This is a genomic window from Neptunomonas sp. CHC150 (assembly GCF_030397555.1).
Classification (GTDB): domain Bacteria; phylum Pseudomonadota; class Gammaproteobacteria; order Pseudomonadales; family Balneatricaceae; genus Neptunomonas; species Neptunomonas phycophila.
The window spans coordinates 345,618-365,842 of record NZ_JAPNXU010000010.1 but is presented as its reverse complement, the minus strand read 5'-3'; the positions used below and the strand labels follow the sequence as shown (position 1 = coordinate 365,842).

The window sequence follows — 20,225 nt, the reverse complement described above, 5'->3', positions numbered from 1 at the left end:
ATTAATGCAACACATTAAGTTTGCTGTGTTTAGGTTGTTAGCGCCTTTGTTGTTAGGTTGCGTCATCTTAGCGGTCGTTGTTGAGTGGTTAGTGTTGCCTTATGTGGAGCAGTCGTTAATACGCGAACATGATGAGCAGTTGAGCTCATTAATGGTGCGCTACATTGACCAACTGCACAAAACCGCCGAAGGAGCCCCATTAGATGAACTGCTCACTGAGTCGGCTTTGAATCCTGCCTTGGATATGGCCGTGGAAAGACGTACTAATGATGGCAGTAGTGATACGTACTCCTCATTATCGGATGATTATCATCTGGTGATTATTCCCATTGAGGATACGCCTTTTCAGCTAAGCAGCCCGGTATATAGAGAGCCTATCTTAAAAAAAGCTCGGCACTACGTATGGATAGTGGAGGGAGCAGTAGTAGGTACTTTGCTTATTTTTGGGCTTTTGGGTGTTGTCGTTTTTCAGCGCTTAGTTTTAAAGCCGATGTCATCGACTTTTTCGTTGCTACGAGAATCTCTCGGGCATCAGCGCCAACAGCTTGAAGAGCAAAACAACCTGTATCGTGCAGTGGAAAGCCGCCTCGAAGAGTCGCAAGAAATAGCACGTTTAGGGTGTTGGGAGTGGGATGCAACCACACGCCAATTTTGGTGTTCGCGAAGTCTCATGGATGTGCTGAGACCTCAAGTGCCAGAGCCTGAGACGCTTGATCAATTTTTTTATCATGTCCATCCTGCTGACCGTTATGAATTGAACAAGCGCTTTGAGGGGATTTTGACTGTTGGTGGCCGCCTAGATTTAAACTTTCGAGTGATGAGCGAAGATGAGTCTCCGCGCCATATACACTTGGTCGCTCAGGCATTCAGAGAAAACCAAAAAATTATTAAGGTAACCGGCACCTGTCAGGATTTCTCCTATCGCAAGCAAATCGAGTCCTCACTTCAGCAGTTATCAAGTGCTATCACTTACAGTGGCTCAAGCGTCATCATCATCGATGTTATCGGTGCTATAGAGTACGTTAATCCAAAATATACCGAGTCCACAGGCTATACACTAGACGAGCTAAAAGGGACGCAGCCAGACTTATTAAGTCGTAAGTGGATCAGTGCCGATCGTTACGAGGCCTTATGGCAGTGCGTGCTCTCAGGTCAGCACTGGCGCGGTGAATTGCAAAGCCGCTGTAAAAATGGCGAAATGTTCTGGTCACTGGTTTCCATCTCTCCTATCCATAATGAATATAAAGAACTCACTCATTTTGTCATAGTGTGTGAAGACGTTAGCGAGCTGAAAGACGCTCATGCACAGATGGAGCGCTTAGCGTTATACGATGAGCTAACTGGCTTACCGAATCGCCGGTTCTTCTTTAGGCAGCTGTCAGAGCTTATTGATGTTGCAAACCCAGAAGATCCCGCTGTAGTCATGCTTCTGGATCTTGATTACTTTAAAACAATTAACGATACCCAAGGCCACAATGTGGGGGATCAATTGTTGATTCAGGTTGCTCAACGTCTAGTAGATACCTTACATGACGATGATGTGGCAGCACGGTTGGGGGGGGATGAATTCGCCATTATTGTGCACCCCATTAAAGACACCAATCATATTGATAAAGTGGCCCGCAAAATCTTAAATGCTATTTCACAGCCTTTTCTTATTAATGGCTTAGAGCTACAAATTAGTACGAGCTTAGGGATGGCGTGTTTACCTAAAGATGGCAACTCATCTGAAACCTTACTCAAACATGCCGATTTGGCCATGTACCAAGCTAAGGAAATGGGCCGTAACCAGTACCGGAGCTTTACAGAAAGCTTGCATGATCAATTGCAAACTTACTTACAGTTTTCGCGGGAAATGCCTAAAGCGCTGGAAGCAGACCATTTTTGCTTGCTCTATCAGCCGCAGGTTGATTTGAGTACAGGTTCGATCGTGAGTGTCGAGGCGTTGATTCGTTGGGAGCATTCAGAGCTAGGTATAGTATCGCCGAATGAGTTTATACCTGTCGCTGAAGAAACCGGATTTATTGTGACTTTAGGGCGGTGGGTATTTGCCACAGCATGCGAGATGATTCATCGCTTAAACAGCCGTACTGAAACACCTATACGGATAGCAATTAACTTGTCATCTCGGCAGTTTAGAGATCCAGGCTTACTTGATATGGTTCGAGATATTATTGAAGAATATCAGGTTGATCCTGGCTGGATTGAAGTGGAGATTACCGAATCTTTGCTCATGCAAGATATTTCATCGGCTATTGAAACACTAACGGAGCTGCAAGCATTGGGGCTTACGATAGCCATTGATGATTTTGGCATAGGGTATTCGTCCTTTAACTACCTTAAAACATTACCTATCAACGTGTTAAAGGTCGATAGAGAATTTATTAAGGACATTCCTAATCACCAAGATGACATGGAAATTACGGCCGCTATTATATCGATGGCTCATCGTCTAAATTTGACGGTGGTCGCTGAAGGAATAGAAACTGATGTACAGCGTCGTTTTTTAGAGGAACAACGTTGTAATGTTGGGCAGGGGTATTTGTTTAGCAGACCAGTGACTTACGAGAATTTGGTGTCCTTACTTGAAGTGCCGGGGGCTACTCAAGAAAGTGCTAAAGGGTCCATTATTCCTGTGATCAAAGAATCGTGATTGGCTAACTCAGCGTGTAGCGCAAAGAAAAAACGGAAAGCCTAGGCTTTCCGTTTGTGTCAATGAGCCGCTGCAAGTAGGCGGCCCATTAATAGTGCGGTTAATCTAGCTTGCTTAAGTCGCGAACTGCGCCTTTGTCGGCCGAAGTAGCTAACAGCGCATAAGCTTTTAATGCAGCAGATACTTTGCGAGGACGGTCTTTTACGGGCTTCCAAGCATCTTTGCCTTTTGCTTCCATCGCTGCGCGACGGTGCGCTAACTCTTCGTCTGAAACGAGTAAGTTAATAGTGCGGTTAGGAATGTCGATGCGGATTAGGTCGCCATTCTCGACTAGGCCGATCGCCCCGCCAGCGGCGGCTTCAGGAGACGCGTGGCCAATAGAGAGCCCGGACGTTCCTCCAGAGAAGCGACCATCAGTCAAGAGAGCGCACTCTTTGCCCAATCCTTTCGATTTGATATACGACGTTGGATAAAGCATTTCTTGCATACCAGGGCCGCCTTTAGGGCCTTCGTAGCGAACAATGACGATATCTCCGGATTTAACTTTATCCGCTAAAATGTTAGCAACCGCTTCGTCTTGGGATTCAGTTACATGGGCTGGACCTTCAAACACAAGAATTGACTCATCCACGCCTGCTGTTTTAACAACGCAGCCGTCCAGCGCGATGTTGCCATATAACACGGCTAAACCACCTTCTAATGAGAATGCGTGGTCAATTGAGCGTATGCAGCCATGCTCACGGTCGCCGTCCAGTGAAGGCCAGCGTGTCGATTGGCTAAAGGCCGTTTGTGTTGGAATGCCTGCCGGTCCGGCTTTAAAAAAGTTAATCACTTCCGGACTAGGGTTGCGCATTATATCCCACTGATCCAGAGCGTCTTTTAAGGTCGGGCTGTGAATAGTAGGGATATCGGTGTGTAAATTTCCTGCGCGATCTAGTTCGCCTAAAATCGCAAAAATGCCGCCCGCACGGTGAACATCTTCTATGTGGTACAGCGGCGAGTTAGGTGCCACTTTACACAACTGCGGTACGGTATGTGAGAGCCGATCTATGTCTTTCATTGTAAAGTCAATTTCGGCTTCTAAAGCAATGGCCAATAAATGCAGAATGGTATTCGTTGAGCCGCCCATAGAAATATCGAGCGTCATGGCGTTTTCGAATGCTTTAAAGTTACCAACGTTACGCGGTAACACTGCTTCGTTATCGTTTTCGTAATAATCTTTAGCGATTTTTACAATGAGATGTCCGGCTTCTTCAAACAGGCGGCGACGATCACTGTGTGTCGCAAGTGTTGTGCCGTTACCGGGTAATGATAAGCCTAAGGCTTCGGTTAAGCAGTTCATGGAATTCGCTGTAAACATACCAGAGCAAGAGCCACAGGTAGGGCAGGCAGAGCGTTCGTATTCAGCTACTTTTTCATCAGATGCTGAGTCATCAACCGCGACAACCATTGCGTCGACTAGGTCTAACTTATGCTCAGACAGCTTGGTTTTTCCGGCTTCCATTGGGCCGCCAGATACAAACACAACTGGAATGTTTAGGCGCATCGCAGCCATTAGCATTCCCGGAGTGATTTTGTCGCAATTAGAAATACACACGAGTGCATCAGCACAATGAGCGTTGACCATATACTCAACTGAGTCGGCAATAATATCGCGTGACGGTAGGGAGTACAGCATGCCGTCATGTCCCATCGCAATACCGTCGTCAACGGCGATCGTGTTAAACTCTTTCGCCACACCGCCCGCTTTTTCGATCTCGCGCGCTACGAGCTGACCCATGTCCTTAAGGTGGACGTGACCAGGTACAAACTGGGTGAAGGAGTTAGCAATGGCAATGATCGGTTTATGGAAATCATCATCTTTCATTCCCGTCGCACGCCACAGTGCACGAGCACCCGCCATATTGCGGCCAGCGGTAGAGGTTTTAGAACGATAAACAGGCATCAGGAGACCCTCAACAGCGTTATTAGTAGCATTTTTAGGCCGATATTATAACAGATTCAGGCTGAGCTAATAGAAGTTCGGTGGCTTGATGTATGCTTGAAGGTTTTAACGGTAATATTCGTACTATTTGATTGAGGTCATTTGTGAATAAAAAACAGATTAAACAAGACGATTGGCTACGACGAATGAGATGGGTAGGCATACCCTTATTTGTGATAAGTATACTATCCTTATGGGCAGGGCAATGGCTTGCTAATCCGACATTAGGGCAGATTTTTATTGTAACTATGCCTATCGTTCTCGTGATTGGTTTTGTTTACAATATTCGTTTTGTGATGATAGCTGTTAGGTTGCAAAAGCAAGAAGCTAACAAAGCATCGCCACCCAAGAAATGACAACGATTCGCAGCCTTTGTGGGCTAAGATGATGATAAACAACATATTATAATATTGAAAAACTCGGTATATATTGCAAACTTACCCTCATCGTGTAAGTTATGCGAAGCGCGCCGAATTGTTTGTGATTAAGTGTCTTAAATTGCATGCAATAAGTTTGAGGAACGGGTTCATTCATCCACGAGTGAGCAAGTTGCTCGCCTGAAACAGGCAGGTAGATTTGGATTTAGGTAAATATAACAGGAGTAACGAATGAAGCTGTTGGTCGTTGAGGATGATGCAGATTTACGTCGCCAGTTGGTCAGCGGGCTTGAATCTCGTGGCTATACCGTTGAAGAGACAGCGGATGGTCAAGAGGCTCTTTACCTGGGTTCTGAATTTTCTTATGACTTAGCAATTGTTGATTTAGGCTTACCCTCGTTGTCAGGGGTTGAGCTGATCAGACGGTGGCGTGCAGAAGAAAGAAACTTTCCGATCCTCATTTTAACGGCACGCAGTGATTGGCAAGACAAAGTAGAAGGGCTCGAAGCGGGAGCGGATGACTTCTTGGTCAAGCCGTTCCACATGGAAGAGTTATTAGCCCGTTTAAACGCGCTGCTGCGCCGTGCTGCAGGTCATGCTAAACCGTTGCTTGAGTTTGGCCCGTTAAGCCTAGACACGATTGGGCGCGTTGTTGCTTGTTTTGACAAGCCTATCAAACTCACCAGTTACGAGTACCGTACCCTTGAATACCTCATGCTGAATGCCGGTAAGACAGTATCCAAAGCAGAGCTAACCGAGCATCTCTATCACCAGGATTTTGATAGGGACAGCAATGTATTAGAGGTCTTTATACGTCGCTTACGTCAAAAACTGGATCCCGACCAGACACTCAACCCTATTACTACGGTGAGAGGCCTTGGGTATCGTTTTGATATGCAATCTTCATAGTGCGGCGTTAAGCTTTATTGATGAAACGGCTAGGACGCTGGTACCCTCGATCCCTTAAAGCGCGCTTATTAATCGCTTCTTTCCTGTTGTTGCCCGTTATTATTACTGTAGCGGGCTATGCTCTGCAGAATTCTTACGCCTACAGTTTGCAAGCGTCCTTAGAAGATAGGATGCGCTTGCAGGTGTATATCATGATTGGCGAAGTTCGTTACAAAGATAATCAGTTGAAAGTGCCTGATTATTTATCCATCCCAAATGATGGTTACGGGTATGCCTTTATCCATTCTCAACTAGGACAGCTGCAGTGGGAGTCCCCGTCGGCCAAGTTCATTGATAAGCCGTTACGTACCCAGCTGCTCAGTACTCAGCTTAAAACCGGTGAGACTCGTTTTGAGTTCTTGGCGGATCAGAACTACTACCTCTATCAATATCCCGTTCAATGGGAAACCGAAGGGGTGGTTCGTCGCTATTTATTTTCATTATTAGAGCCAGGCGGCACCCTACAAACGCAATTAAATAGCTATCGCACCCACTTGTGGGGCTGGTTATTTGCCGTGACTATTTTGGCGTTAATTCTTCAGACATTAGTGACTCGCTGGGGTTTGCAGCCATTGAGCAAGTTGGTGGCTGATCTCCATGAAATTGAGCGAGGTCAGACAACGCGTTTAGCCGGTCAATATCCAGAAGAAGTGCAAGGGGTGACTGATAGCTTGAATCACCTTTTGCATAGTGAACGTAACCAACGAGAGCGTTATCGCAACACATTAGGTGATTTAGCGCATAGTCTTAAAACGCCACTAGCGGTTGTTCGTGGGGCGGGAAACGAAAAGCTGAGCTACGAAAGTTACCGATCCGTAGTGGATGAGCAAGTGCGTCGAATGGATCAAATTGTTCAGTATCAATTGGCGAGGGCTGTGCGTAGCCAAAATAATACGATTGTGCATGCAATAGCTTTAGCGCCCTTAATAAAACGAATTACCTCAGCGTTAAGTAAAGTGTACCGAGAGAAAAGTGTGGATTACTCTCTTTTGCTGGATGAAACAGCTCTGTTTGGCGCCGATGAGCGCGACTTAATGGAAATGCTGGGTAATCTGCTTGAAAATGCCTTTAAATATTCCCACTCAAAGGTCCGGGTCTCGTTAGTGTGTGATGATGACGGCGTGCATTTGGAGCTTGAAGATGATGGGCCTGGTGTCTCGCCTGAAATGCGGCATATTATCTTGCAACGTGGTGCCCGTGTAGATACATCCGCAGCGCCAGGGCAAGGGATTGGTTTGGCAGTGGCTGTGGATATATTGAGCAGTTATGACGGCCAACTAGAAGTGGGTGAATCTTCTTTGGGGGGCGCTAGCTTTAAAATAATTTTGCCAACCGGCTAGTAATAGCTAGCACTGGTTGTTAAAAAGCACTCGGATTTAACCCCGAGTGCTTTTGTATTTATCGCAGCGCTTTAGAGAACACTTTTGAATTACGTTGGAAATTGTAGAGCGCTTGCTTTTTGCTAGGCAGTTGCTCGATTGCCACTTCAACAAAACCATGTTCAATGAACCAATGGGCTGTACGCGTTGTTAGTACAAATAAAGCGTTAAGACCCAACTCTTTCGCTTGCTCTTCAATCGACGCGAGTAACATCTCTGCCCGGTCACCCCCTTGATATTCTTTAGCAATAGCAACGCAAGCTAGCTCACCCATTTTCGACTCTTCATACTGGTAGAGTGCTGCACAACCAATGATGGCACCATCTCGTTCTACCACAAAAAACTGCTCGACTTCCGCCTCCAGTAATTCGCGTGAGCGGCGTACTAAAATGCCTTTGTCTTCTAAGGGTTTAATTAGTTCGATAATGCCGCCAACGTCTTCAATGGTGGCCGCGCGGACTTGTTCATAAGACTCTTTGATAACCATTGTGCCTGCGCCGTCTCTTGTGTAGAGCTCTGCGAGTAAGGCGCCGTCTTCTTTGTAGCTAATTAAATGGCTACGCGGGACGCCTCCAGCGCATGCAATGGTTGCCATATACAGCAATTTAGAGACTTCTGAGTGCGCAACGTCGGTACTTTCAAGTTGTTGATGGTACTGGCTTAGGAAGCGCTCAGCTGTCTTAGCAAGCAACTCAGAACGAACCTCGCCTTTACTATCTATAATGCCGCTTTCGCCGCCAAATAAAATTAACTTGTCAGCTTGTAATGCAATGGCTGTTTGGGCAGCTACTTCTTCGACTGATAAGTTGAATATTTCTCCTGTTGGGGAAAAGCCTAGGTTCGATAACAACACGATGTTTCCGCTATCAAGTTGAGCGCAAATACCTTTGTGATCAATGCGTCGTACTTCTCCTGTATGGCATAAGTCGACGCCTTCATAGACACCTACGGGACGGCCTGTAATAAAATTACCCGATACGGCACGTATTTCAGCACCATGCATGGGTGTATTGACGAGTCCCATGGATAGTTTGGATTCGAATAGGTTACGAATTACGCCAATGGACTCCATAACACATAATAAGGATTCGCTATCTGTAATGCGCATGTCATGATGCAGGCGAGTTTCTAAACCACGCTCTTCAAGGCGTGACTCAATCTGTGGTCGTGCACCATGAACAATGACGAGTCGAATTCCCAAGCTGGTCATCAAGGCGATGTCATGAATGATGTTATCGAAGTTAGGGTCGATAATCGCTTCGCCACCTAGCATTAGCACAAATGTTTTACCGCGATGTGCGTTAATGTAAGGCGATGAATGACGGAACCAATTTACATAGTCAGTGGCGGTTGGGTCAGACAACGAGGTTTCCTCTTAAAAAATTCAGTCCGCTATTGTAAACAGTAGCGCTTAATCATGTGGCTCAGTATATCAACGGTTGGACGGATTTGGTCCAGCGCTATGAACTCGTCTGGTTGATGGGCTTGGTCAATACTACCGGGGCCCATCACAATCGTTTCCATGCCTAACGATTGTAGAAAAGGCGCCTCTGTTGCGAAGGCGACAGCGTCGGCTGTATAGCCGGTCAGCTTTTCGGCCATTTGAACTAGCTCTGCGTTGGCAGCCGTTTCAAATGATGGAATGCCATTAAAGATGGGTGCGCAATCGATAATAACATCGTATTGGGTCTCTAAAGGTTTTACGCGTTTATAAATGCCTTCGCGTAGCACCGACATATCCATTCCAGGAAGTGGGCGCAAATCATACTCTAGTTCGCATTGTCCACAAATCCGGTTGGGGTTGTCGCCTCCGTGAATGCAACCTAAATTGAGTGTGGGCACATCAACACGAAACGCGCTGTTACGATAATTGCTTTGCATTTCTTGACGAAAACTCATGAGCTCGCCCAATACTTTATGCATGGCATCGAGTGCGTTAGCCCCTAATGATGGATCGGATGAATGCCCAGAACGTCCGGTGATTTTGATGCCTTCCATCATGATGCCTTTGTGCATGCGAATAGGGCGCAAGCTGGTGGGTTCGCCAATAACTGCATAACGAGCCTTGGGTTTGCCAGCATCGGCTAAGGCCTGAGCGCCTGACATGGAGCTCTCCTCGTCGGCAGTCGCTAGAATGATTAAAGGCGACTTAAAAGGATGGTCTACAAACTGCTTGGCGGCCTCTATGGCGAGTGCGAAAAAGCCCTTCATATCACAGCTGCCCAATCCATATAGGCGTTGGTCTTTCTCAGTGAGTGTGAACGGATTGCTTTTCCATTTCTCTTCATTGAAAGGGACTGTGTCTGTATGGCCAGATAAAACTAGACCGCCGGGGCCTTGGCCAAGTGTGGCAATAAGATTGTATTTGCCTGCATAGCCGGGAACCGGCATCACCTCAATCTCAAAACCGATTGCTGATAACCAGGTGGCTAGTAGATCAATAACGGGGCGGTTGCTCATGTCCAACTCTTGTGCTGTACAACTAACAGAAGGGGTAGCTATGAGCTGCGTCAGCATGTCGATCAGACTTGGAATAGATTTAGACATAATAAAAAGCCTGCACAAGTTTTTCTCTATTGTGCAGGCTTTCGGGAAGCGGGTCGAGCCTTCTTAGTGGACGTGTTTCAGTGTATTAGCACAAAACTTAAGTGAACATACCCTTAAACATGAAGAAGAACATGATTGCTAATAGCGCGCCTGCAGGTAGGGTAACTACCCAGGACACAAAGATGGTACCGACAACGCGTAAGTTGAGTGCCGCTAAGCCGCGAGCAAGACCGACGCCGAGTACGGCTCCTACAAGCGTGTGCGTGGTAGAAATTGGCAACCCCGTACCAGATGCAACGACAACCGTTGTGGCTGCAGCTAAAGTGGCAGCAAAACCGCGACTTGGGGTAAGTTCGGTAATATTATTACCTACAGTAGCAATGACTTTGTGACCATACATGATGAGGCCAGCTACGATACCAGCGCCACCTAAGAGCAGTATCCAAGCAGGCATTGCTGTTTTTTGCGCTACTTCACCACCAGAGCTTATAACGCCTACGACGGCCGCTAAAGGGCCTACGGCGTTAGCTACATCGTTAGAGCCGTGAGCAAAGGCCATGGCGCAGGCTGTGAACATCATTAGAACACCAAATACCTTCTCGACGCTCGCGAAATGATAGTCCTTATCTGCCGTAGGGTCTGCTTTGATTTTCTTCAGCATCATGATACCAATGAACATGGTAATAGCAGCGACACCTATCGAGATGAACGCGCTGTTTGCAAAGCTGATATCAAGGCCGATGTGCTTTAGCCCTTTGGTGAATGTCACCATTGAGATAATAAAGCCAACTAAAAAGATATAAACGGGCACGTACTTTTTAGAATTTTCGAATGGTTTATCTGTATCTAAAATCAGCTTTTGCACACTCCTAAACAAGAAGAAAGCAATAATGCCCGCGGTGACGGGCGAGACGACCCAGCTAGCGACGATTTTAGAGACTTTGTCCCAATGGACAGCATCAACTGAGATGCCGACGGCAGCAAAGCCTACAATGGCACCGACGATAGAGTGGGTGGTTGAAACAGGCCACCCATAATGTGTAGCGATGAGCAACCATAAGCCTGCAGCGAGCAGTGCCGATAGCATACCAAAAACGAGAAGTTCTGGATTGCCGGATAAAATTCCGGGGTCAATAATACCTTTGCGAATAGTGGCGGTTACGGCGCCACCGGCTAAATAAGCCCCTGCAAACTCGAAAAGAATAGCGATCATAATCGCTTGTTTCATTGTCAGTGCTTTGGAGCCAACTGACGTACCCATAGCGTTAGCAACGTCGTTTGCGCCGACACCCCACGCCATGAAAAAACCAAACACACATGCAAGTATGACGATGATATCGCCGTATTGCGCAATAATGCTCATGATAATGCCTTTTTGTTGAGATTAGCGTGCTAGCAGAAGTTGTAAACGGCTGCCGACTTGTTGGGCGCGATCAGCTAAGTCACCTATGCCACTAATGACCTGATAGAGGAAAATAGCATCGATGGGGTGTAAGTCGCGTTCAATAGCAAAGAGTTGAGAGCGAATCGTGCGTTCAAACTCATCATTTTTGTGCTCAAGTTGATCGAGTTCGATTAGCATTTTTTCTACGACCTCTACTTCGCGGCCGCGAAATCCTGCGCTGACGAGTTCGTCCAGTTCGGATAATGCAGTGACGGCTTGTCCAGATGTTGCTAAGGCAGATTGAACAAACTCAAGCATAATGGGTTGTATGACTTCAGGGACTGGCATTTCGCGGCCTAACATTATCCCTGCAATGTCTTTGGCGCGGTTGGCGATTTTGTCCTGCATACGCAGCAATTCCAAGAGATCGGTACGTGGTACCGGAAGGAAAATGCTATTAGGTAGGTGTTGACGAACATCCTTTTTCAATCGATCAGCTTCGCCTTCTAAAACCGCAATCTTATGTTGGGTTGTTCGGGCAGTTTCCCAGTCGTTTGCTATAACAGCATTAAAGAATGGGATTAGCTGTTCTGCACAGGCCTGTGCCTTTACGATGTGCTCTTGCATCGGTTTGAACGGTGAACGTGCAAACATTTGCATAATCGGATTGTTAGTAATCATAACCAAAACCTGTTTAGGATTGAGTTTTCGCGCAAGTATAAGGGTGAGATACCTGTATTTGTAGTAAAAATATCATCTAATTGTAACTAAATGTTAAAAAAGATCAGGTAATAGAGGTTAACATTGCATGGGGAATGAATAGAGTGGCAAATGAAACGGAAGTGAAGCTGACTTTTCCTGCCGACAAGCTAGAACAAGTTTTAGCGCTTAAGGTACTGCAAGGTGCCGATTTTAAAGGTAAAAATCACCTAGTAAATCGGTATTACGATACGCCCGAGCTTGCTCTCACGCAGCATAAAGTGGCTCTGCGTATCCGAGAGCAAGGTGAGGATATTATTCAAACGGTTAAAACGCGTGGGCACAGCATTAATGGCTTGCATCAGAGAGGTGAATGGGAGTGGTTGCTTGACAAGCCGGATCTAGATTTAACCTTGCTCGCGCAAGCTCAATGGCCGGATGCATTACCTGTAGAAAAACTTAAAGGGCAACTGTTACCTATTTTCGCCACTAATTTTGATCGGCTTGTTTGGTGGGTTACTGTAAACGACACGCAGATAGAAGTTGCGCTCGATCAAGGTGATGTGAGTTATCAGTGCGCGCGCGATGGTGAGTTATTAAAAGATGCTATTTGCGAGTTAGAATTAGAGCTAAAGTCAGGAGCGGTAGAAGACTTGCTGATGCTTAAAGACCAGTTGCAAGCTGAACTTGGGTGCTTGGTCACCAGTGATATTAGTAAAGCAGAACGAGGTTATCGCCTTTTTCATCAGGCGAACCGGTGTTGATTAGATGTTGTTTTAGCTCCCCATCATGATAAGTGTCTGATTATTTATACCGTTTAAAAAGAGAAAACTATGACGCCTAATTTATCCGCGCTACCCAGTGATCTTATTCCATTAGCTGAGAAGCAGTGGGACCGGTTATCCCCATTGTTGGAATCAGTAAAGCCGCACTGGCCGGCGAGTCGCTACAATGAGTTACTGACCGTTTCGATTGGTAGTGATTTTGTGGTTGACCAATTGGCTCGTCATCCTGAATGGGGCGCTTCATTATGCAATGCCGAACAGTTGGATCAAAATCAGTCATTAAACGGATATAAAACGCTTGTTCAGGAGGCGCTAAAGCAGGTTACAGACGAGCCTTCTTTACTATCTGTTTTGCGTCTTCTTAGGCAGCAATCCATGGTGCGTCTGATTTGGCGCGATTTAACGCGAAAAGCCACCATGCAGCAGACCGTGTTGGAGTTAAGCTGGATGGCTGATGCACTCATTGATGGTGCGCTTGAGGTGCTTTATCAGCAAGCTTGCGATCGTTGGGGTACACCCATGCATGTCTGTGAAACTACCGGAGAAAAGCAGCAGCAACGCATGGTTGTGTTGGGCATGGGGAAACTCGGCGCGCATGAACTCAATCTATCATCGGATATTGATCTGATTTTTACATTCCCTGAGAAAGGTGAAACAGAGGGAGCTAAGCGTACCTTAGAAAACCAAGAATTTTTCATTCGTCTAGGGCAAAAGTTAATCCATGCTTTAGACACCATGAATGGCGAAGGTTTTGTGTTTCGTGTGGATATGCGCCTCCGACCTTTTGGTTCAGCAAGCCCGCTTGCATTAAGTTTTGCAGCAATGGAACACTACTATCAAGATCAAGGGCGTGAATGGGAACGCTATGCCATGATTAAAGCGCGAGTGGTCGCGGGTGACAAAGAGCAGGGCGCTCAATTGATGGCAATGCTAAAGCCGTTTGTTTACCGCAAGTACCTGGACTATGGCGCTTTCGAGTCATTACGCGAAATGAAAGAGATGATTAATCGCGAAGTGCGACGCAAAGGAATGGAGCTTAATGTTAAATTAGGCCCGGGTGGGATTCGCGAAGTTGAGTTTATAGCCCAAGCATTCCAGTTGATCAGGGGCGGGCGCGATAGTCGTTTGCAGCAACGTGAGTTATTGACAATTTTACCCTTATTGCCCGAATTATCGGATGTGACTCCAGAAGCTGTAGAGGAGCTAATTGCCGCCTATATCTTTTTACGTAATATCGAGCACGCCATCCAAGCCATAGCCGATAAACAGACTCAAGAACTGCCCACTGATGATCTCGGCAAAGCACGTTTGGCATTTAGTATGGGGTTTGATTCATGGCAGCAATGCAGTGAGCAGCTTAAGTATCACCGAGAAATTGTAAGGGCACATTTTGAGGAAGTGATTGCCCCCTCTTCAACAGAGTCCGCCGATCAGGAGCAACAGGAAGAAGGTAATTGGTTGGCATTGTGGAGTGGGCATCTTGATGAGGCTGAGTCGTTAGCGTTTATTAGCGATAAATACAGTGATGACCCAGAAGCCGCGCTGAAACTGATTAGTGAACTACGTGATTCGCGCACTGTACAAGTGTTGCAGCCAGGTGGCGTTGAAAGGCTTAAACGTGTTTTACCTGTGCTACTAGAAGAAGTTAGTCAGGTCGAGAATCCGACACAAACTTTAAATCGGATAATGATGCTCATTCATGCAATCCTCAGGCGTTCTGCTTATCTGGTGCTATTGCATGAAAACCCAGCGGCTTTACAGCAACTGGTGAAACTGTGCTCTAGCAGTGCGTGGTTTGCTGACCAGTTAGCGAAAAAGCCAGTTTTGCTAGATGAACTCATTGATCCACGTACTCTTTATGCGCCAACTGATAAAGCCGCGTTAGCCAACGAGTTGCGTCAGCAGCTATTACGCATACCTGAGGATGATATCGAGCAATTAATGGAAGCGTTACGCTATTTCAAAAGTGCACATCTTTTACGCGTAGCGGCGGCCGACATTACCGGCGTTTTGCCGCTGATGAAAGTCAGTGATTATCTGACTTGGCTTGCAGAAGTTATTATAAGTAGTGTGTTAGATATAGCGTGGCGGTTAATGCTAGAAAAACATGGCCGTCCGATGAAAACGGCTGGCGTACCTGCGGACCCTGACTTTATTGTGCTGGGCTACGGCAAACTGGGTGGTATCGAGTTATCTTATGGCTCAGATTTGGATTTGGTGTTCATTCATGATTGTGAAACCGACCTTATGACGGATGGTGCGAAGCCGATTGCTAATGCTGTTTTCTTCACGCGCTTAGGTCAGCGAATGATACATATCCTCAATACGTTTACGGCCGGAGGGCAGTTATACGAGGTGGATATGCGGCTGCGACCTTCGGGAAATTCAGGCTTGCTGGTTAGTTCTTTAAAAGCTTTTGGAGAGTATCAGAATAACAGCGCTTGGACGTGGGAACACCAAGCGCTAGTTCGTGCTCGTGTTATTGCCGGCGCTTCTGGGTTGAGTGGCGATTTTAACAACTTGCGCCAAACAATTTTAGCGAAGCCGCGTGATCTCGATGTGTTGCAAAAAGAAGTCGCCGACATGCGCCAAAAAATGCGTACGCATTTGGGCTCCTCTTCCCAAGATGTTGAAGACGGCTTGTTTAATCTAAAGCAAGATGAGGGGGGAATCGTTGATATTGAGTTTTTGGTTCAGTATCTCGTGTTAGCACACGCAGATAAACACCCTGCTTTGTGCACGTATTCCGATAATATTCGGATTTTAGAAGTTTTACAGGCAGAAGGTTTACTACCAGAACACGACGCGGTTACTTTGCAGGAAGCCTATAAACGTTATCGTGCTGTAGGGCATCGATTGGCCTTGCAAGAGCGCTCTAAGGCAATGAATGATGTTGAAATGGCCGAGTTGAGAGCCGCTGTGACTCACATATGGAAACGTTTTATAAAAGTGGATGAGCCACAAAGTTGAGAAGGGCTAGTAAGAGGAGGGGCATAGGTTTGTGCTTGGCCCCTCCTGCTGAATACTCCCTACTTAAACTTCAGTAAGCCAGCCATATTTATCTTCGCTGTTGCCCCACTGAATATCATTCAGTGCTTTGCGCAGTTTTAGCGTGGTTTCGCCTATGCCGCCGTTCCCGATGCTGATTTCTTTTCCGTGATGGATAAATGTTCCCACCGGTGTTAGAACGGCAGCTGTGCCAGAAAGCGCCGCTTCGCAATTAGGTTTAGCGGCACGTTCTAATAGCTCATCAACGGTGATGTCACGTTCAGAAATGCGCATGCCCATATCGCGAGCTATAGTTAAGACCGAATCGCGGGTAACACCGTGTAAGAAACTTTCATCAAGCGCTTTAGTAATAATTTCATCACCATCGATCAATAAAAAGTTTGCTGCTCCTGTTTCTTGAACGTCGCCATTAGGGCAAAACAAGATTTGATCGGCTTGCACTTCAGCGCGTGCTTTCATTATTGGCAGTAAGGCGCTGGCATAGTTGCCACCACTTTTAATCATGCCCATATGTGTTGCGCAGCGCATCCCATCGTCTTCGATGAGTACACGTAAAGCCGCTACTCCGCCTGCAAAATAATCCCCTACAGGTGAAACGAGGATGTACTGACAAGAGGTGAGAGAGGGCGCCGCTGCTTTACCAATAGCCGCTTCAGTACCAATGTGAGTTGGTCGAATGTACAAGGAACCAGGCGCTTCAGGAACATCAGCCGCAAAGCGACGAACCGTGTCTATGATCATTTCGCGTGTTGCGTTTTTATCAATAGGAGGGAGGGCTAGCAAATGGCTACTTTGCTCAAAACGGTCTAAATTTTTGTCCATGCGGAAAATTTTGACAGAACCGTCTGCATGACGAAACGCCTTGAGGCCTTCAAAGCAGGTGCTTGAGTAGTGTAAGACGTGCGCGCCGGGGTGGAGTTGTAGGCTGTCGCTCGCGACGAGTTCAGGAGTGCTCCAGCTAGAACCGTCAAACCAAGAAATTGCCATTTCAGGCATAAAAACTGTACCGAACGCAGCCATGCGAACTCCTAATAAGTAAAGTAGTAAAAATAATGTAGAGAGCCGTTATTACACAGTCGTGAGCGAAACTGATAAGACTAAGCTTGTTAAAGCAGAGGGCCCAAGAGGTTAAATTGTAATCACCCTATTCAGAAAATGGAATTGTTTGCTGCGGCTAGGATGGAATAATCTGTTTCTTTTTTTGGTGCGTCAGTGATCTGGAGTATCATAAAGAGAAATATTGAAAAGTGGTTAAGTGTGGTGTCAGATATTCTTATCATCAGTGATGGCAAGCCGGGTCATGTGAATCAAAGCAAGGGGCTGGCTGAGGCGCTAGTGAGACGTAACCCAGCACTGGCGGTTGAAGTTCGACCACCCTTGTCTGTATTTAATGCGCTGAGCCTACTTATAAAAAGTATGTTTTTTGGGGGGGCTTCGCCTTCCATGAAGCCTACTGCTCTTGTGTTGGCCGCTGGACACAAAACACACTGGACAGCGTTAGCACTAGGGCGTTTTTTTAAGGCCAAAACAGTGGTGCTTATGAAACCTTCCTTGCCAATAAGCTGGTTTGATCAGTGCGTTATCCCTGAGCATGATTTATTAGATGTCGACCAATTGCCGGCCAACGTAATTCAGACGCGAGGTGCGCTCAATCGCGTGGTTGCTCAGCCAAAGCAACATGGGACAGGTCTGATTCTTTTAGGTGGGCCTTCCAAGCATTATGAATGGCACGATCAGCAAGTGCTTGATCAGATCTCAAGTGTGTTAACTGGCTTTCCAGATACTCAATGGACATTGGCGACGTCGCGGCGCACGCCTGACTCGCTAGTAAAAGCCCTGAGTGGCCTTGATAGCGTATTTACATTGGTTTTGGCTGAGGATACGAGTAGTGATTGGCTGCCGAATACAATCGCTATCACTGAGACGTGTTGGGTAACTGAAGATAGTATCTCGATGACCTATGAAGCATTGACAGCCGGCTGCGTGGTTAACTTAATCAACCTATTGCCAGCGGAGAAAAGCCGAGTTGTTAAAGGTATTGAGCGCCTCAAAACGGATGAGCTTGTTGGTTCTTTGAGCAAGCCGGCGTCGAGCCAGAACCCTATAGTGTTAGCTGAGGCTGACCGTAGCGCTGAAATTATCTTAGGCTACGGTTGGTTAGGTGAACAGTGATAGCCTCTAGCGAGTAATTTTCTGATAAAAATCAATATACTGCTCTACTATACGCTTTTTAGAGTAATGTTCTGCATACACGCGTGATGCACCATGAATCAGTTCGTTTCGTAAATCATCACTACCTAACACCTCATTAATAGCATCCGCTAACGCTTTGCTGTCGTCAATTGGTGTGATGAGTCCGCTTTCGCCATGAGTGATAGCCTCGCCTGGGCCTTGAGAGTTAGTCGCTACTATGGGGCATTGATGCGCCCATGATTCCATTACAATCGAGCCCAGACCTTCATGGCGCGAAGGGCATACGAACAGGTCTGCGGTTTTCATTAGCGTGGTGACATCATCGCGCCATCCTAAAAACCGAACGCGCTGGTCCAACCCTAATTGTGAACAAAGAGCTTTTAGATTGGCTTCTTCAGGCCCTGCGCCAGCTAACCATAAGGTAGCTGATGGTATGCGCTCTAAGCTATGAAGTAATGTGTCGAAGCCTTTGTTGGTATGGAGCCTACCCGCTGCCAGAATGAGTGGCTGCTCCGCTGGAGTGTTAAAACTGTTCCGTGGGATAGCGGTAACGGGGGTCTCATCAGCAAAGTTGGGGATATGTACAATTTTCTCTTTAGGGAAGCCGCCATCAATCATGTGTTGGCAAATGCCTTTGCTAATACCAACCCAGTAGTCAGAGTGTTTATAGTATTTAAGATTGTAATAATGGCCTAGGCGGTTTACTAAAATGTATTTGCTTGAGTTTGGGGTGGAACCGCTGGCACGACTCATCCATGTCATGACTATTTCTGGTTCAAAAGCGTTGAGAGCTTTCTTGAAACGGTAGGCTCCTAACAGGTCTAGCTTGCCACCAAAGGAGAACCCCTGGGCGTCTACGCCGTTGTCTCTTAAGGCATCTAAGCGGTGCTGGTGGTTACGTATAAATGCTTTTTCGTGTAACTCGGGTTGCTCATTTAAACCGCTGACTAAGCGCACAAAAAAATTTTCGGCGCCGCCATTAGCTGCACCCGCGAGTACTTGAGCTACTTTGATTGGGTTCGAGGCCATGTTGATTACATCTCGTTTTTTACTGTTATATGACGAACGTTAGCCATCACGGAAAGTTAGACGTGTTGATCGAGTTGCGCCCCTTACAAAGATAGGCGCATTACCTCATTGAGCCGTCTAAGTGGATGTCCCGCGCCCATACGTAATCATGACTAAATGCGGTTTGAGTGGCGGCTTCAACAATATATTGTGCATATAATTTTGAGTTCATTTCTTGATGGAAGAACGTACGAGCTCGGCTTGCCCAGTAGCGGCGTTTAGCGTCGTCGTGTTGGAATTCAAGAATTTTCGACTTTAAATCGTCCTCGCTCGCGAAATATACAAGGCTTTCTTCTGGCATAAGTGTGTCGAATCGAGGGGATTCGTGGGTAAATTGTAAGATGCCATTCCCTGCTAGTTGAGCCATGCGAGCGGATGAATACCAATACATTCCTTCTTGTCGGTTAAGGTTCAAACCCATCTTAGTTTGAGATAGAGCACGGTCATAGTCACGCCCCCATACCGGGTCTTCCCCGAAACTACCAAATGTTCTGAAGCGCACATCATCGGCCAGCGCTTCTTTTAAGCGTCCCACCATTGCCAAGCGTTCGGTAAAGTCGTTGCTGTTACTGCAAAATAGTAAGTCGATATCGAGATCTGTTTTAGTCGAGTTGTCGAGTGTTTCAATGGAAGGGTCTGTTGGGTTTGGCATGTGATACACGCGTGTTCCCAATCCTTCAAAAATAGACAGCTCACTGCGGCCCGTAGAAACAAAAATGGCGTCGGCTACTTCGGCACGTTTTTTGATTCGCTCTACGTTGGACGGAACAAATAAAGGGTCATTATTGCAATGAACAATGACTCTGTGTGGGACTGCTTTTTTTATAGCGGCTAATGTTTCGTTGGTGATCATATCGCAATGGCCCGCGATGATAAGATCCGGATCAAAGGATTCAACCGTTTCTAATAGGTATTTATTGGCCGCCTTTTTGCCTAAGTCTCGAATTTTAAAAGGTGCTTCATTCGAGGCAACATCGCGATCACTATAGGTTTTAACATAATGGTCGTTTTTGATTAAACCAAATGTCATTTTTTCAGCCCAGCTAACGCGAGTTTTGCCGTAACGTTTAAGTTGCTGATAGGCGATATGGAGAATTCTCATTTAAAGTTCCGTAGCTGCTACAGTGTAAGCCATAGGTGGTTGTTAGAAATTGACTACAGTGTATTTGATGTAATTAAGGTATAGCAAATAGGCTCGA

General features: G+C 46.4%; 14 protein-coding genes. 6 read left to right on the top strand and 8 right to left on the bottom strand.

All coding sequences use genetic code 11. The features are described from left to right. Window positions 1–4: 4 nt before the first annotated feature. Complete coding sequence (locus OW491_RS13430; RefSeq protein ID WP_215150821.1) at window positions 5–2,653, top strand: EAL domain-containing protein; 2,649 nt, start codon at window positions 5–7, stop codon at window positions 2,651–2,653. Between the two features lie 100 nt (window positions 2,654–2,753). Here OW491_RS13430 and ilvD read toward each other — a convergent pair whose 3' ends face one another. Next, window positions 2,754–4,598 carry a dihydroxy-acid dehydratase gene (gene ilvD, locus OW491_RS13425; RefSeq protein ID WP_075171000.1) on the bottom strand — a complete coding sequence of 615 codons (1,845 nt, stop codon included), beginning with the start codon at window positions 4,596–4,598 and terminating at the stop codon, window positions 2,754–2,756. 647 nt (window positions 4,599–5,245) lie between these two features. Between ilvD and OW491_RS13420 the strand changes: the two genes are divergently transcribed. Both OW491_RS13420 and OW491_RS13415 read left to right on the top strand, forming a co-directional pair. Further along, the gene (locus OW491_RS13420) at window positions 5,246–5,923 is read left to right on the top strand and encodes a response regulator transcription factor (protein ID WP_075171002.1); all 678 of its coding nucleotides are present in this window, start codon (window positions 5,246–5,248) and stop codon (window positions 5,921–5,923) included. Window positions 5,924–5,943: 20 nt separating this feature from the next. Beyond that, entirely contained in the window at window positions 5,944–7,302 is a 1,359-nt protein-coding gene (locus tag OW491_RS13415) for an ATP-binding protein (protein ID WP_075171003.1), read from the top strand. Between the two features lie 58 nt (window positions 7,303–7,360). Here the strand turns inward: OW491_RS13415 and argA are convergent, their stop codons facing one another. The 4 genes from argA to OW491_RS13395 form a co-directional block, all read right to left on the bottom strand. Beyond that, window positions 7,361–8,704: an amino-acid N-acetyltransferase gene (argA, locus tag OW491_RS13410; RefSeq protein ID WP_075171004.1), complete on the bottom strand. Its 1,344-nt coding sequence runs from the start codon at window positions 8,702–8,704 to the stop codon at window positions 7,361–7,363. 29 nt (window positions 8,705–8,733) lie between these two features. Then, complete coding sequence (gene argE / locus OW491_RS13405) at window positions 8,734–9,888, bottom strand: acetylornithine deacetylase (RefSeq protein ID WP_290036464.1); 1,155 nt, start codon at window positions 9,886–9,888, stop codon at window positions 8,734–8,736. Window positions 9,889–9,985: 97 nt separating this feature from the next. Beyond that, window positions 9,986–11,251: an inorganic phosphate transporter gene (locus OW491_RS13400; protein ID WP_075171006.1), complete on the bottom strand. Its 1,266-nt coding sequence runs from the start codon at window positions 11,249–11,251 to the stop codon at window positions 9,986–9,988. 21 nt (window positions 11,252–11,272) lie between these two features. After that, window positions 11,273–11,953 carry a TIGR00153 family protein gene (locus OW491_RS13395; RefSeq protein ID WP_075171007.1) on the bottom strand — a complete coding sequence of 227 codons (681 nt, stop codon included), beginning with the start codon at window positions 11,951–11,953 and terminating at the stop codon, window positions 11,273–11,275. Window positions 11,954–12,096: 143 nt separating this feature from the next. Between OW491_RS13395 and OW491_RS13390 the strand changes: the two genes are divergently transcribed. Together OW491_RS13390 and glnE are read left to right on the top strand one after the other, a co-directional pair. Continuing rightward, on the top strand, window positions 12,097–12,735 hold the full coding sequence (locus OW491_RS13390; RefSeq protein ID WP_290036463.1) for a CYTH domain-containing protein: 639 nt from the start codon (window positions 12,097–12,099) through the stop codon (window positions 12,733–12,735). 69 nt (window positions 12,736–12,804) lie between these two features. Beyond that, window positions 12,805–15,726 carry a bifunctional [glutamate--ammonia ligase]-adenylyl-L-tyrosine phosphorylase/[glutamate--ammonia-ligase] adenylyltransferase gene (glnE, locus tag OW491_RS13385; RefSeq protein WP_290036461.1) on the top strand — a complete coding sequence of 974 codons (2,922 nt, stop codon included), beginning with the start codon at window positions 12,805–12,807 and terminating at the stop codon, window positions 15,724–15,726. A 63-nt stretch (window positions 15,727–15,789) separates the two neighbouring features. Here glnE and OW491_RS13380 read toward each other — a convergent pair whose 3' ends face one another. After that, complete coding sequence (locus tag OW491_RS13380; protein WP_075171010.1) at window positions 15,790–16,785, bottom strand: branched-chain amino acid aminotransferase; 996 nt, start codon at window positions 16,783–16,785, stop codon at window positions 15,790–15,792. Window positions 16,786–17,025: 240 nt separating this feature from the next. Between OW491_RS13380 and OW491_RS13375 the strand changes: the two genes are divergently transcribed. Then, a complete protein-coding gene (locus OW491_RS13375) occupies window positions 17,026–17,937 on the top strand; it encodes an ELM1/GtrOC1 family putative glycosyltransferase (protein WP_290036458.1) in 912 nt (303 codons plus the stop codon). Between the two features lie 6 nt (window positions 17,938–17,943). Here OW491_RS13375 and OW491_RS13370 read toward each other — a convergent pair whose 3' ends face one another. Together OW491_RS13370 and OW491_RS13365 are read right to left on the bottom strand one after the other, a co-directional pair. Beyond that, window positions 17,944–18,987, bottom strand: coding sequence for a glycosyltransferase (locus tag OW491_RS13370; protein WP_290036456.1), 1,044 nt, complete (start codon window positions 18,985–18,987; stop codon window positions 17,944–17,946). 100 nt (window positions 18,988–19,087) lie between these two features. After that, window positions 19,088–20,128, bottom strand: a complete 1,041-nt coding sequence (locus OW491_RS13365) for a glycosyltransferase (protein ID WP_290036454.1) — start codon at window positions 20,126–20,128, stop codon at window positions 19,088–19,090. Window positions 20,129–20,225 lie beyond the last annotated feature (97 nt).